Below are 14,256 nucleotides of genomic sequence, written 5' to 3' on the forward strand. Positions count from 1 at the left end.
CCCCCGCCGCAGGCAACATCGGCCGGTGCCGACTCCGCGAAACGGAGACGTCAGCTTGGCTGGCGATTTCCAGTGCCCCCAGGAGGATTCGAACCTCCGCCCCTGCCTCCGGAGGGCAGTGCTCTATCCCCTGAGCTATGGGGGCCAAGGGGTGTCAACAACCGTAGCAGGTCCGGCGGGTGGTGCCGGACAGCGCGTGTCGCGGTGTGGACGTGGCGTCGGACGGCCAGGAGGCACGGTGCGGGCCCGCCACGGGCCTCCCGTCCGCACGGTGCGTCCGTCGCGAGCCGGTGCGAGGTTCCGTGTCCCGTGCGGCGCTGCAAACGCGCACCACGCACGCAACCTCGCACCAGTCGGCGGCCCCGACACCGTGCGCGGCCGCCGCACCGCGTCAGCCCCCGGGCGTGGCCGTCGCCGACGCGGACGGCTGCAGCGCGGCGCGCACCGCGTCGACGACGGGCTGCGCGCCGCCCGGTTCGGTGAACAGCGTCGACTGTGCGGTGATCCAGTACGGGTCGGCGAAGGCGTCCGCGCGGCCGACGTCGCCGCTCAGGGCGAAGTAGCCCTCCACGCGGTAGGTGGGGACGGACCCGCCCCGCTCGTACAGGGCGTCCTTCAGGTTGGTGAGCGACTTCTCAGGCAGGTCGGCGACCGCGAGCGTGATCGCCGTGGCGTCCGGGTCGGTGCTGACGAACCGGCAGACGCGGCCCTGCTGCTTCGCGATGGCCGCGGCGGGGGAGCCCTTCGCCGGGGTGAAGGAGTCGTCGAGCTCGAAGGTCTTCCCGTACACCGACAGCGCGCTCGACGGCAGAAGCTCCGCGCAGGTCTGCGACACCGGCTTGCCCGCCGGGGTCGCAGTGGCCGACGGGGTGCCGTCTCCGCCGCCCGAGCACCCGGCGAGCACGACGGCTGCTGCGGTGGTGAGGGTGGCGACGGTGAGCGCCCGGGCACGGCTGCGGGGGGTCATCCCGACATGATGCTGCATCGACCGGTGCGGACCTGGGCGTCCCGGTAGGATCGGTCCTCGTGACTCCAGCCGAACTCTCCGCCGCGTACCTGTCGATCCTGACCGGGATCGTCGAGCGCCGAGGCGCGTCCGAGACCGTGACGATCGAGGAGTCCCACGTGGTGCTCGAGCGTCCGAAGAACCGCGCCCACGGCGACTGGGCCTCGAACGCGGCCATGCAGCTCGCGAAGCGGCTCGGCACGAACCCGCGCGAGCTCGCGACCGAGATCGCCGGGGAGCTGACCGAGCTCGACGGTGTGGACTCCGTCGACGTCGCCGGTCCCGGCTTCATCAACATCACGCTCGAGGCGGCCGCCGCCGGCGAGATCGCGCGCACCATCGTGGACGGCGGCGAGTCCTTCGGTACCGGCGACCTGTACGACGGCGTCCGGATCAACCTGGAGTTCGTCTCCGCCAACCCCACCGGCCCGATCCACATGGGCGGCGTCCGCTGGGCCGCGGTCGGCGACAGCCTGGCCCGCGTGTTCCAGGCGCAGGGCGGGCTCGTCACCCGCGAGTACTACTTCAACGACCACGGTGCGCAGATCGACCGCTTCGCCCGCTCCCTCGTCGCCAGCGCCCTCGGTGAGCCCACGCCCGAGGACGGCTACGGCGGTGCCTACATCGCCGAGATCGCGGCGCGGGTCATCGCGACCCTCGAGCCGGGCATCGACGTCCGTGACCTGCCGCGCGACGAGGCGCAGGAGCTCTTCCGTCGCGAGGGCGTCGACTTCATGTTCGCCGACATCAAGTCGTCGCTGCACGACTTCGGCGTCGACTTCGACGTCTACTTCCACGAGAACGCCCTGCACGAGTCGAAGGCCGTCGAGCGTGCCATCGCCCGGCTGCGGTCGGCCGGCGTGATGTACGAGGCCGAGGGGGCCGAGTGGCTCCGCACGACCGACTTCGGCGACGACCGCGACCGCGTCGTCATCAAGTCGGACGGCGAGCCCGCGTACATCGCCGGCGACCTCGCGTACTACCTCGACAAGCGCGAGCGCGGGTTCGAGCGGAACCTGATCATGCTCGGTGCCGACCACCACGGCTACGTCGGCCGCATGATGGCGATGTGCGCCGCGTTCGGGGACGAGCCGGGCAAGAACCTCGAGATCCTGATCGGGCAGATGGTGAACCTGCTCAAGGACGGCGAACCGATGCGCATGTCGAAGCGCAACGGAACCATCGTCACGATGGAGGACCTCGTCGACGCCGTCGGTGTCGACGCCGGCCGGTACGCCCTGGTCCGCTTCGCCAGCGACACCGCGATCGACATCGACCTCGACCTGCTCACGAAGCGCACGAACGACAATCCCGTCTTCTACGTGCAGTACGCCCACGCCCGCACGCAGTCGGTGGCCCGGAACGCCGCGGCCGCCGGGGTCGACCGGTCCGTGTTCGACGCCTCGCTGCTGACCCACGAGTCCGAGAGCGCGCTCCTCGGAGCCCTCGCCGAGTACCCGCGGGTGGTCCGGCACGCCGCCGAACTGCGCGAGCCGCACCGCATCGCGCGGTACATCGAACAGCTCGCCGGCCTGTACCACCGCTGGTACGACTCCTGCCGTGTCACGCCCCTCGGCGACGAGCCCGTGACCGACCTGCACCGCACGCGCCTGTGGCTGAACGACGCCACCGGCCAGGTCGTCCGGAACGGCCTCGGCCTGCTCGGCGTGTCGGCTCCCTCCCGCATGTAGCGGTCGCGCTTCCCGCAGAACACCGGTGTTCGCGCACCGAACACCCGCATCCCGGGGTGTCGAGCGCGAACACCGGCGTTCTGCAGCCCCGGCCGCAGCCGGGCCGCAGCTGCGCCGCAGACCGGACTGGCAGGGTGGGACGCATGCCCGCAGCCACCGAACGCCCCACCCCGCGCCGCCGCTGGCCCGTCGTCCTGCTCGTGGTCGTCGTCGTGCTCGCAGCCCTCGTCGTGATCGCCGAGCTCGTGCTGCGCGGCGTCGTCGACCGGATCATCGCCCAGCAGGTCGAGCAGTCGCTGCCGGACGGCACGACCGGCGAGGTCGACGCCCACGCCGAGGGCATCGTCATCCCGCAGCTGATCAGCGGCACGCTCGACCGCGTCGAGATCTCCTCGGCGAAGCTCACCGTCGACGGCATCCCGCTCGCCGCCGACGTCACCGCGCAGGACGTCCCGGTGGACGGCAAGGGCGATGTCCGCGACGTCGACGGCACGGTCACCCTGGCGTCGTCGAGCGTCAAGGACCTGGCGAAGTACAGCCCGCTGTTCGACCGGCTGAACCTGGTCGACGGCGGCGTCGAACTGACGGGGTCGTCGTCGGTGCTCGGCTACGACATCACCTACGCGGCGAAGGGTGCCGTCGTCGCGCAGGACGACGGCCGCGGCATCACGATCACCCCGGAGAGCGTCCGGATCACGAACTCCGACCTCGGCCTCAAGGTCGACTCGATCCCGGGCGTCACCGGCGTCCCGGTGCAGGTCTGCACCGCGCAGTTCCTGCCCGAGCCGCTGCGGGTGCGCTCGCTCGACGTGTCGAAGTCGGACGCGACGGTCCGGATCACCGCGGACGCGCTGCCGCTCAACGAGGACGGCCTGCGGACCGTGGGCAGCTGCGGCTGAGCGGACGGGTGCGTAACGCGGCCCGGGAGGCACGGCTCGCGTCGGTAGGATCGGGTCCCGTGAGCGAGAACCCCCTTGCACCGCCGCGGCTGCGGTTCCCGACGGACGCCTCCGAACTGGTGGACCGCATCTGGCCCGCGTCCGCGACGCGGACCGACGACGGCACCCTGGCGATCGGCGGCATCAGCGCGACGGACCTGGTCGCGCAGTTCGGCACGCCCCTGTACGTCGTCGACGAGCGTGACGTCCAGTCCCGCGCGGTCCGTGTGCGGAACGCGTTCGCCGACGCGTTCGAGCGCATCGGCAGCCATGCGCACGTCTACTACGCCGGCAAGGCCTTCCTGACGACGCAGGTCGTCGCGTGGATGGCCGAGGCCGACCTGCGCGTCGACGTCTGCACCGCCGGTGAGCTCGCGGTCGCCCTGGCCGGCGGCATCGACCCCGGTCGGCTCGGCTTCCACGGCAACGACAAGTCCGACGCCGAGATCGCCCGCGCGGTCGAGGTCGGCATCGGCACGATCGTGCTCGACAGTCACGAAGAGGTGCGGCGCGTCGCCCGTGCCGCCGCCGACGCCGGGGTCGTGCAGCGGGTGCGCATCCGGATCAACACCGGGGTGCACGCGTCCACCCACGAGTACCTGGCGACCGCTCGCGAGGACCAGAAGTTCGGCATCCCGCTGTCTGAAGCCGTCGAGGCCGCGGCAGCCGTCCGGGCCGAGCCGTCGCTCGCCTTCGTCGGGCTGCACTCGCACATCGGTTCGCAGATCTTCGACGACGCCGGCTTCCGCGAGGCCGCACGCCGACTGATGGACGTGCACGCGACGCTCGTGGCCTCCGGTCCGGTGCCCGAGCTGAACCTCGGCGGCGGCTGGGGCATCGACTACACCGAGGCCGACTCCGCCTTCGCTCCGGAGGACGTCGCCGACGCACTGGCCACGATCATCGGCGAGGCCTGCGCCGAGCGCGGCATCCCGGTGCCGGACATCGCCGTCGAGCCGGGCCGCTACATCATCGGCCCGCCCGGGGTGACGCTCTACCGCGTCGGTACGATCAAGCCGGTCACGCTCGAGACCGACGACGGCGGCAGTGCGACCCGCACGTACGTCTCCGTCGACGGCGGGATGAGCGACAACATCCGTCCCGCCCTGTACGGCGCCGACTACACGGCCCGGCTCGCCCGCACCTCCGACGCCCCGGCGGTGCTGAGCCGAGTCGTCGGCAAGCACTGTGAGAGCGGTGACGTCGTGGTGGACGACGAGTACCTGCCTGGCGACGTGCGGCGGGGCGACCTGCTGGCCGTCGCGGCCACCGGTGCGTACTGCTGGGCGCTGTCGAGCAACTACAACCACGTGGGCCGTCCGCCGGTCGTCGCCGTCGCGGACGGCACAGCCCGTATCCTCGTGCGGGGCGAGACGATCGACGACCTGCTCGCCCGTGACACCGGGGTCGCCGCCGTGCCCGCCGACGGCACCGGCCGCTGACCCCCGACCCGATCGGGTTCGCCCACCCCGCAGGGCGCACCCCCACCGACAGGAACCGCTACCAGATGATCGAATACCGCAACGTCCGTGTCGCGCTGCTCGGGGCCGGCTCGGTCGGTTCCCAGGTCGCGCGGCTGCTCCTCGAGCACGGCGACGAGCTGGCCTCGCGCGCCGGTGCGGGGCTGGAGCTCGTCGGGATCGCCGTGCGCGACGTGGACGCGCAGCGCGACGTCGACCTGCCGGCGGAGCTCTTCACCACGGACGCGGCTTCGCTCATCCTCGGCGCGGACATCGTCGTCGAGCTGATCGGCGGCATCGAGCCGGCGCGCACCCTCGTGCTCCAGGCGCTGCAGTCCGGCGCGGACGTCGTCACCGGCAACAAGGCGCTGCTCGCGACCCACGGCCCGGAACTCTTCGCCGCGGCCGAGCAGGTCGGCGCGCAGCTCTACTACGAGGCCGCCGTGGCGGGGGCGATCCCGATCATCCGGCCGCTGCACGACTCGCTCGCCGGTGACCGCATCGTCCGGATCATGGGCATCGTCAACGGCACCACGAACTTCATCCTCGACCTGATGGACCGCAAGGGGTCCACGTTCGAGGACGCCCTGGCCACCGCGACGGAGCTCGGGTACGCCGAGGCGGATCCGACCGCCGACGTCGAGGGCTACGACGCCGCGCAGAAGGCCGCGATCCTGGCCTCGCTGGCGTTCCACACGTCGGTGCCGCTCGCCGCCGTGCACCGCGAGGGCATCACGCACGTCACGATCGACCAGGTCCGCGCCGCCCGCAAGGCCGGCTACGTCGTGAAGATCCTGGCGACCGCCGAGCGTCTGACCGACGAGGACGGCCGCGAGGGCGTCAGCGCCCGCGTCTACCCGGCCCTCGTCCCCGAGTCGCACCCGCTCGCGAGCGTGCACGGTGCGAAGAACGCCGTGTTCGTCGAGGCCGAGGCCGCCGGCGACCTGATGTTCTACGGCGCGGGTGCCGGTGGTGTCGAGACGGCCTCGGCGGTCCTCGGCGACCTGGTCTCCGCTGCCCGCCGACACGTCATCGGCGGACCGGGGGTCGCCGAGTCGACGCAGTCCGAGCTGCCGGTGTTCCCGATCGGCACCGTCCGCACGAGCCACCAGATCACCCTGCACGTCACGGACGCCCCCGGCGTGCTGTCGACGGTCGCCGGCGTGCTCGCGAAGCACGGCGTCAGCGTCGAGACGGTCGAGCAGACCACCACCGGTGCCGCCGAGGGGACCGCGACGCTCGTCATCGGCACCCACCTGGCGCGCGAGGCCGACCTCGCCGACACCGTCGCCGCCCTCCGCGGCGAGGACGTCGTCCTGGACGTCACCAGCGTCCTGCGCGTCGTCGGTCGCTGACGCGACCACGGGCCTCCAGGCCGACCAGCGGGCCCACCGAGCCGAACCACCACCAGATCCACCCCACCGGACAGAGAGAGAAGCCTGATGGCCCACCAGTGGCAGGGAGTCCTGCGCGAGTACGCCGACCGACTCGACGTGACCGAGGCGACGCCCATCGTCACGCTCGGTGAGGGCGGCACGCCGCTCATCCCGGCTCGTCGGCTCTCCGAGCGCACCGGCGCCGAGGTCTACGTGAAGTTCGAGGGCATGAACCCGACGGGTTCGTTCAAGGACCGCGGCATGACGATGGCGATCTCGAAGGCCGTGGAGCACGGCGCGAAGGCCGTCATCTGCGCCTCCACCGGCAACACCAGCGCCTCGGCCGCGGCGTACGCCACGCACGCCGGCATCACCGCCGCGGTGCTCGTGCCGGAGGGCAAGATCGCCATGGGCAAGCTCAGCCAGGCCGTCGCCCACGACGCCCAGCTGCTGCAGGTGCAGGGCAACTTCGACGACTGCCTCGACATCGCCCGCGACCTCGCGGCGAACTACCCGGTGCACCTCGTCAACTCCGTCAACAACGACCGCATCGAGGGGCAGAAGACCGCCGCGTTCGAGGTCGTCGACGTCCTCGGTGACGCACCGGACTTCCACTTCCTGCCCGTCGGCAACGCGGGCAACTACACCGCGTACTCGCGCGGCTACCGCGAGGACGTCGCCGCCGGCCGCAGCGCCAAGCTGCCCCGCATGTTCGGGTTCCAGGCCGCCGGTTCCGCCCCGATCGTGCACGGTGAGGTCGTCCGGCACCCCGACACCATCGCGTCGGCGATCCGCATCGGCAACCCGGCCTCGTGGCAGTTCGCGCTCGAGGCACGAGAGGAGACCGACGGCTACTTCGGGGCCATCACCGACGAGGCCATCCTCGCCGCACACCGCATCCTGTCGGCCGAGGTCGGCGTCTTCGTCGAGCCCGCGTCCGCCATCGGTGTCGCCGGGCTGCTCGAGCGTGCCGACGCGGGTGTCGTGCCGAAGGGCGCGAAGGTCGTCATCACGGTCACGGGCCACGGCCTGAAGGACCCGCAGTGGGCCCTCCGCACGTCGGACGGCGGCGAGGTCACCCCGACGAGCGTCCCGGTCGACACGAAGTCGATCGCTGACGTGCTCGGTCTGGTCAGCGAGCAGTGATCTCCGACCGCTCGTCCGGACCGGGTGAGGGCATGACCGCCCGCAGTGCTGTACCGGCCGGACGGGCGGTCCGTACGCTGCCGGCCGGATCAGCGGTGCGCGTCCGGGTGCCGGCGACGTCGGCGAACCTCGGTCCCGGTTTCGACTCGCTCGGCCTCGCGCTCTCGCTCTACGACGAGGTCGTGGTGCGCGTCCGCCGCGAACCCGGCGCAACCGTCGCGGTCGAGGGCGTCGGTGCCGGTGAGGTCGCCACCGACGACACGAACCTCGTCGTCCGCGCGGTCCGCCGTGGCCTGGAGCACGCCGGTGTCGACCAGCCCGGTCTCGAGCTGCACGCCACGAACGCGATCCCGCACGGCCGCGGTCTCGGTTCCTCCGCCGCGGCGATCGTCGCCGGGCTGATGGCGGCCCGTGGGCTGCTCGAGGGCATCGTCGACCTGGACGCCTCGACGCTCCTGACCCTGGCCACCGAGATGGAGGGCCACCCGGACAACGTCGCACCGGCGCTCTTCGGGGGCCTGACGATCGCGTGGATGACCGCCGAGGGCCCGGCCTACAAGCGGCTCCTGGTGCACCGCGGTGTCGCCCCGGTGGTGTTCGTGCCGACCTCGACGCTCTCGACCAAGCTCGCGCGCTCCCTGCAGCCCGAGCAGGTCCCGCACGCCGACGCCGCGTTCAACGTCTCCCGCTCGGCGCTGCTCGTCGCGGCGCTCATCCAGAGCCCCGAGCTGCTGCTCGCCGCGACCGAGGACCGGCTGCACCAGGCGTACCGCGCCAGCGCCATGCCCGAGACCGACGCCCTGATCCGGTTGCTCCGGCAACACGGCCTCGCCGCGGTGGTCTCCGGTGCCGGGCCGAGCCTGCTCGTCCTCGGCAGTGACCCGGCACAGCGCCTGACCGCCGCCGAACTGGTGCAGCGACACGCCGAATCCGACTGGCGGCCGCTCATGCTGGCCGTCGATCTCGGTGGTGCTACAGTGGCAGCGCACTCGGCGCTCGAAGCCGAACCCGCGTAACCGTACGGATCGCTCGTCCTCAGGACGGCTCCTGCGACGTCGCAGGGTCCGGTGCGCGAGTGTGCATCTCTTTCTGATCACCGAATCCCGATCCGTCGTCTGAACGGCGGTCGATGCTCACCCTGCGCATCCGGGACGGTGGAAACTCTCCGCGTTCTGCGGTTCGAAAGGAAACACCGACCTTGACCGACAACAACTCCGCCCAGGTGGAGATCCCCAGCGACCTGCGTGCCCTCCGTCTCCCGGAGCTGCAGCGCATCGCATCCTCGCTCGGCATCACCGGGCTCTCCAAGCTCCGCAAGGGCGACCTGATCGCCTCCATCGAGGACAAGCGTCCCGTCGACGAGACCCCGGCCGCCCCGGCCGCCGCCGTCGTCGCCGAGACCCCCGCCGAGCCGGCCGCAACCGAGCAGCCGACCCTGCCGGAGCCCGCCGAGGCCCTCGCGCAGCCCGCCGCCGAGGCCCCCGTCGCCGACCCCGAGGCACCCGCCGAGTCGGCAGCCCCGAGCCGTGCCCGTCGTTCGCGCCGCGCGTCGTCCGGTGGCACCGTGAACGCCGCGCCGACCTCGGCCGCCGAGCACACCAACCACGGCCAGACCGGCACCGAGGACCTCCTCGCCGGGCTCGACCAGGTCCGCGCCGAGAAGGACGCCCAGGAAGCCGCGCAGTCCGGCTCGCAGCGCCGTGGCCGTGGCCAGCGGAACGCCGAGCAGCGTGGCACCGAGCAGCGTGGCACCGACCAGGGGCAGCAGGCGTCGGCACCCGCCGAGGCCGAGCAGCCGAGCCAGGCGGCCCAGCAGGGCCAGCAGGCCCCGACGTCCGCCGTCCGGGCCGACCAGGACCGGAACGAGTCCGGCGACCAGAACGAGCAGGGCGACCAGAACTCCGAGCAGGGCGAGGGCGGCTCGCGTCGCGGTCGTCGCAGCCGTGGTCGCGGTCGTGGCCGTGGGCAGAACGCCGAGAACGGCGAGCAGCAGAACGGCGCCGACCAGCAGAACGGCGGCCAGAACGCCGGCCAGCAGAAGCAGAACGGCGCCGACCCGCAGAACCAGCCGAAGCAGAACGGCGGCGAGCAGCAGAACGGCCAGCAGAACGGCGGCCAGAAGCAGAACGACCAGCCGAAGCAGGCCGAGGCCAAGCAGGACGACAAGGCCGACCAGAAGCAGCTGCAGAACGCCGGTCAGCAGAAGCAGCAGACCAGCGGCCAGCAGAAGCAGCAGCAGCAACAGCACGCCGACGAGGCCGAGAGCGGCCGCAGCCGTCGCCAGCGCGACCGCAAGCGCGGCCGTGGCGGCCAGAACGACGACTTCGAGCCCGAGGTCACCGAGGACGACGTCCTGATCCCGATCGCGGGCATCCTCGACGTCCTCGACAACTACGCGTTCGTCCGCACCACCGGGTACCTGCCGGGCCCGAGCGACGTCTACGTCTCCCTCGGCCAGGTGAAGAAGTACCACCTGCGCAAGGGCGACGCCGTCGTCGGTTCGATCAAGCAGCCGCGTGACGGCGAGCAGCAGAGCCGCCAGAAGTACAACGCGCTCGTCGCCGTCGAGTCGATCAACGGCCAGTCCGCCGACGAGGCCGCGGCCCGCGTCGACTTCAACGACCTCACCCCGCTGTACCCGAACGAGCGCCTGCGCCTCGAGACGGAGCCGGGCAAGCTGTCGACCCGCATCATCGACCTCGTGTCGCCGATCGGCAAGGGCCAGCGCGGTCTCATCGTGTCCCCGCCGAAGGCCGGCAAGACCGTCGTGCTGCAGGCCATCGCGAACGCCGTCGCCAAGAACAACCCCGAGGCGCACCTGATGGTCGTCCTGGTCGACGAGCGGCCCGAAGAGGTCACCGACATGCAGCGCACGGTGAAGGGCGAGGTCATCGCCTCGACCTTCGACCGTCCCGCCGAGGACCACACCACCGTCGCCGAGCTCGCCATCGAGCGTGCGAAGCGCCTGGTGGAGCTGGGCCACGACGTCGTGCTGCTGCTCGACTCGATCACCCGCCTGGGCCGTGCGTACAACCTGTCGACCCCGCCGTCGGGCCGCGTGCTCTCCGGTGGCGTCGACTCGGCGGCGCTGTACCCGCCGAAGCGCTTCTTCGGTGCCGCGCGCAACATCGAGGACGGCGGCTCGCTGACGATCCTCGCGACCGCGCTCGTCGAGACCGGCTCCAAGATGGACGAGGTCATCTTCGAGGAGTTCAAGGGCACCGGCAACATGGAGCTCCGCCTGAACCGTCACCTCGCCGACAAGCGCATCTTCCCCGCCGTCGACGTGAACGCCTCGGGTACTCGTCGCGAGGAGCAGCTGCTCTCCGCCGACGAGGTCAAGATCACCTGGCGTCTGCGCCGCGCCCTCGCCGGGCTCGACCCGCAGCAGGCCCTCGAGATCGTGCTGCGGAACCTCAAGGAGACGCAGTCGAACGTCGAGTTCCTGGTGCAGGTGCAGAAGTCGGTGCCCACGACCGGCGCCCACCACAACGGTCACCAGGAGTAACGCGTGTTCGAGTCGGTAGCGGGGCTGCTGGCGGAACACGAGGACCTGACGCAGCAGCTGTCGGACCCCGCGCTCCACGCCGATGCGGCCCGGGCGAAGAAGGTGAACCGGCGGTACGCGGAGCTCAACCAGATCAAGTCCGCGTACGAGGCCTGGCAGGCGGCGGGGGACGACCTCGCCGCCGCCCAGGAACTCGCGCGTGAAGACGCGGCGTTCGCGGACGAGGTCCCCGGGCTCGAGGAGCAGCTGTCGGAGCGCCAGGAGCGTCTCCGCCGGCTGCTCATCCCGCGCGACCCCGACGACGGCCGTGACGTCATCATGGAGATCAAGGGCGGCGAGGGCGGCGAGGAATCGGCGCTGTTCGCGGCCGATCTGTTGCGCATGTACTCGCACTACGCCGAGACGAAGGGCTGGAAGGTCGAGCTCCTCGAGCGCACCGAGTCCGACCTGGGTGGCTACAAGGACGTCCAGGTCGCGATCAAGTCGAACACGACCGATCCGTCCCAGGGCGTCTGGGCCCACCTGAAGTACGAGGGCGGTGTGCACCGCGTCCAGCGGGTGCCGCAGACCGAGTCGCAGGGGCGCATCCACACCTCGACCACCGGCGTGCTGGTGTTCCCCGAGGTGGATGAGCCCGAAGAGGTCCAGATCAACCAGAACGACCTCAAGATCGACGTCTACCGGTCCTCCGGCCCGGGCGGACAGTCCGTGAACACGACGGACTCCGCGGTCCGCATCACCCACCTGCCCACGGGCATCACGGTGGCGATGCAGAACGAGAAGTCGCAGCTGCAGAACCGCGAGGCCGGCATGCGCGTGCTCCGTGCACGCATCCTCGCGCGCCAGCAGGAGGAGCTCGACGCGATCGCCTCGGATGCGCGCAAGTCGCAGATCCGGGGGATGGACCGTTCGGAGCGCATCCGCACGTACAACTTCCCGGAGAACCGGATCGCGGACCACCGCACCGGCTACAAGGCGTACGACCTCGACCGCGTGATGAACGGTGCCCTCGAGCCCGTCATCCAGTCCGCCATCCAGGCGGACGAAGAGGCACGTCTGGCCGCCATCGGCGACCAGGACGCGTAACCGCACACCCAGCCTGGAGGCCCGGATCACCGCCGACACGCCCCTCACGTACGCCGCGGATCGCCTGCTCGAGCAGGCGGCCGCGGCGCTCGTCGCCGTCGGTGTCCCGACCCCCCGGGTCGACGCCGAGCTGCTGCTCGCGTGGGCGACCGACACCTCGCGCGGTGCCGTCCAGGCCCGCGCGCTCATCGGTGGCGGCATCGCCCCGGAGCACGTCGAGCGCTTCCGGCACGCCGTCGCCCGCCGTGCCACCCGTGAGCCGCTGCAGCACATCACCGGGCAGGCGTACTTCCGCGCGCTCACCCTGTCCGTCGGACCGGGCGTGTTCGTGCCCCGTCCGGAGACCGAGGGCGTCGTGCAGTTCGGCATCGACGCGCTGCGGGCGACCGCCGTCCCCGAGCCGATCGCCGTGGACCTGGGCTCCGGCAGCGGTGCGATCGCGATCGCGATGGACACCGAGGTGCCGAACGCCGTGGTCTACGCCGTCGAGCGGTCTGCGGAGGCCCTGCCCTGGACCCGGCGCAACGTCGACGCCCACGGCGGGACGGTCCGGCTCGTCGAGGGCGACCTCGCCGACGCGCTGCCGGAACTCGACGGCACCGTGGCCGTCGTCGTGTCGAACCCGCCGTACGTGCCGGACGACGCGATCCCGATCGACCCCGAGGTCCGCGACCACGACCCGGCGATGGCGCTCTACGGCGGGCCGGACGGTCTCGACGCCGTCCGGGCACTCGCCGAGACGGCCTGGCGGTTGCTGGTGCCCGGGGGAGTGCTGGTCATCGAGCACGCCGAACCGCAGGGCGCCGGCGTCCGGCAGGTCCTGGCGCGCCGGGGGTTCCGCACCCCCGAGACGCACGTCGACCTGACGGGGCGCGACCGCACGACCACCGCGACGCGCTAGACGGGGCGAGTCGCGCCTCCCGTCGCACGGCCGCGCGTGCGTGTGCCGGGTGGATCCGGGCGTACCTGGTGGGATCGGGCGTACTGGGTCGTTCGGGATGACCAGGTATGCCCGTTCCCGCTTTCCAGCACGACCGCGATGGGAAGGAACGGGCGTGGCGGGCGTGGGGCGGGCCTCCCGTCCCTCACCCGTGCGTGCGTGTGGCGGATCCGGGCGTACCTGGTGCGATCGGGCGTACCGGGTCGTTCGGAATGACCAGGTATGCCCGTTCCCGCTTTCCAGCGCGAGCGCGATGGGAAGGAACGAGCGTGGCGGGCGTGGGGCGGGCCTCCCGTCCCTCACTCGTGCGTGCGTGTGGCGGATCCGGGCGTACCTGGTGCGATCGGGCGTACCGGGTCGTTCGGAATGACCAGGTATGCCCGTTCTTGCCTTCCAGCGCGAGCGCGATGGGAAGGAACGGGCGTGGCGGGGCTACGCGACGGGGGAGGCCTCGCGCTGCTGCGCCGCGACGAAGGAGCGGACGTGCTCCCGCAGGTCGGTGTCGTGCTCGACCAGGACCGCGTGGATGCCGACGCTCCTCGCACCCGCGACGTTCTCGGGCATGTCGTCGGCGAAGAAGGTGCGCTCCGCGGGGACGCCGTGGTGCGCGACCGCACGCTGGAAGACCTCGGGCTCGGGCTTCCGGGCGCCGAAGTTGCTCGACGTGTCCAGGTGCTCCCCGAAGACCTCGGGCAGGGACGGCGCCCACTCGTGGATCCAGCGGCCGGCGAGCGGTCCGTTGTTGGTGAGCAGCCCGACACGCCCGTGTTCGCTCGCGATCCGGACCGCCTCGATGCGTTCCGGCAGCTCGGTCATGGCGGATCCCCGGATCCGGGCCCAGTCGGCCTCGGGGACGTCGCACTCCATCGCGCGCTCGAACGCGGCGAGGTACTCGTCGCCGTCGGCGAACCCACCGGCCTCGGCACGCATCTCGTGGCCGCAGTCCCACCAGCGGCGACGGAGCTCCTGGAACTCGTGTCCGGTGAACTCGGAGAGTGCGGCCATGCGGACCTGCCAGTCGTACCGGACCAGGACGTCGTCCATGTCGAAGAGGAACAGGAGCGGGGGTGCGGGCGTCTCGTTCACGATGTCCACCATTGTGTCG

At 71.7% G+C, this 14,256-nt stretch carries 11 protein-coding genes and 1 tRNA gene; 9 read left to right on the forward strand and 3 right to left on the reverse strand.

All coding sequences use genetic code 11. The features are described 5' to 3' along the window. Positions 1-73 precede the first annotated feature (73 nt). Positions 74-145: transfer RNA gene (locus tag Q9R26_RS06845), tRNA-Arg, on the reverse strand. Positions 146-391: 246 nt separating this feature from the next. Further along, complete coding sequence (locus Q9R26_RS06850) at positions 392-967, reverse strand: hypothetical protein (protein ID WP_311226870.1); 576 nt, start codon at positions 965-967, stop codon at positions 392-394. Positions 968-1,026: 59 nt separating this feature from the next. On the opposite strand from Q9R26_RS06850, the gene argS reads away from it, so the two are divergent. From argS to prmC, 9 genes are all read left to right on the forward strand, one after another. After that, complete coding sequence (argS, locus tag Q9R26_RS06855; protein WP_056068838.1) at positions 1,027-2,697, forward strand: arginine--tRNA ligase; 1,671 nt, start codon at positions 1,027-1,029, stop codon at positions 2,695-2,697. Positions 2,698-2,840: 143 nt separating this feature from the next. After that, positions 2,841-3,596 (forward strand): LmeA family phospholipid-binding protein, encoded by a 756-nt coding sequence (locus Q9R26_RS06860; RefSeq protein WP_311226871.1) that lies wholly within the window; start codon positions 2,841-2,843, stop codon positions 3,594-3,596. Positions 3,597-3,655: 59 nt separating this feature from the next. After that, positions 3,656-5,077 (forward strand): diaminopimelate decarboxylase, encoded by a 1,422-nt coding sequence (lysA, locus tag Q9R26_RS06865; protein ID WP_262138297.1) that lies wholly within the window; start codon positions 3,656-3,658, stop codon positions 5,075-5,077. A 65-nt stretch (positions 5,078-5,142) separates the two neighbouring features. After that, positions 5,143-6,450, forward strand: a complete 1,308-nt coding sequence (locus tag Q9R26_RS06870; RefSeq protein WP_311226872.1) for a homoserine dehydrogenase — start codon at positions 5,143-5,145, stop codon at positions 6,448-6,450. 87 nt (positions 6,451-6,537) lie between these two features. Beyond that, on the forward strand, positions 6,538-7,617 hold the full coding sequence (gene thrC, locus Q9R26_RS06875) for a threonine synthase (RefSeq protein ID WP_311226873.1): 1,080 nt from the start codon (positions 6,538-6,540) through the stop codon (positions 7,615-7,617). Between the two features lie 32 nt (positions 7,618-7,649). Then, positions 7,650-8,633 carry a homoserine kinase gene (gene thrB / locus Q9R26_RS06880; RefSeq protein WP_311226874.1) on the forward strand — a complete coding sequence of 328 codons (984 nt, stop codon included), beginning with the start codon at positions 7,650-7,652 and terminating at the stop codon, positions 8,631-8,633. Between the two features lie 182 nt (positions 8,634-8,815). Then, positions 8,816-11,125, forward strand: coding sequence for a transcription termination factor Rho (gene rho, locus Q9R26_RS06885; protein ID WP_311226875.1), 2,310 nt, complete (start codon positions 8,816-8,818; stop codon positions 11,123-11,125). Between the two features lie 3 nt (positions 11,126-11,128). After that, positions 11,129-12,211, forward strand: a complete 1,083-nt coding sequence (gene prfA / locus Q9R26_RS06890) for a peptide chain release factor 1 (RefSeq protein WP_017885756.1) — start codon at positions 11,129-11,131, stop codon at positions 12,209-12,211. A 25-nt stretch (positions 12,212-12,236) separates the two neighbouring features. After that, positions 12,237-13,112 carry a peptide chain release factor N(5)-glutamine methyltransferase gene (gene prmC / locus Q9R26_RS06895; RefSeq protein WP_396136821.1) on the forward strand — a complete coding sequence of 292 codons (876 nt, stop codon included), beginning with the start codon at positions 12,237-12,239 and terminating at the stop codon, positions 13,110-13,112. Between the two features lie 471 nt (positions 13,113-13,583). Here the strand turns inward: prmC and Q9R26_RS06900 are convergent, their stop codons facing one another. Beyond that, positions 13,584-14,237 (reverse strand): HAD family phosphatase, encoded by a 654-nt coding sequence (locus tag Q9R26_RS06900; protein WP_311226876.1) that lies wholly within the window; start codon positions 14,235-14,237, stop codon positions 13,584-13,586. Positions 14,238-14,256 lie beyond the last annotated feature (19 nt).

Source organism: Curtobacterium sp. BRB10, assembly GCF_031844325.1.
In the GTDB taxonomy this organism is placed as follows: Bacteria; Actinomycetota; Actinomycetes; order Actinomycetales; family Microbacteriaceae; genus Curtobacterium; species Curtobacterium poinsettiae_A.

What these genes read in the sequence shown, in the direction of transcription:
- Q9R26_RS06850 (WP_311226870.1), bottom strand. Translation starts at nt 967, where the DNA reads ATGACCCCCCGCAGCCGTGCCCGGGCGCTCACCGTCGCCACCCTCACC.
- Q9R26_RS06860 (WP_311226871.1), top strand. Translation starts at nt 2,841, where the DNA reads ATGCCCGCAGCCACCGAACGCCCCACCCCGCGCCGCCGCTGGCCCGTC.
- Q9R26_RS06870 (WP_311226872.1), top strand. Translation starts at nt 5,143, where the DNA reads ATGATCGAATACCGCAACGTCCGTGTCGCGCTGCTCGGGGCCGGCTCG.
- thrC (WP_311226873.1), top strand. Translation starts at nt 6,538, where the DNA reads ATGGCCCACCAGTGGCAGGGAGTCCTGCGCGAGTACGCCGACCGACTC.
- thrB (WP_311226874.1), top strand. Translation starts at nt 7,650, where the DNA reads ATGACCGCCCGCAGTGCTGTACCGGCCGGACGGGCGGTCCGTACGCTG.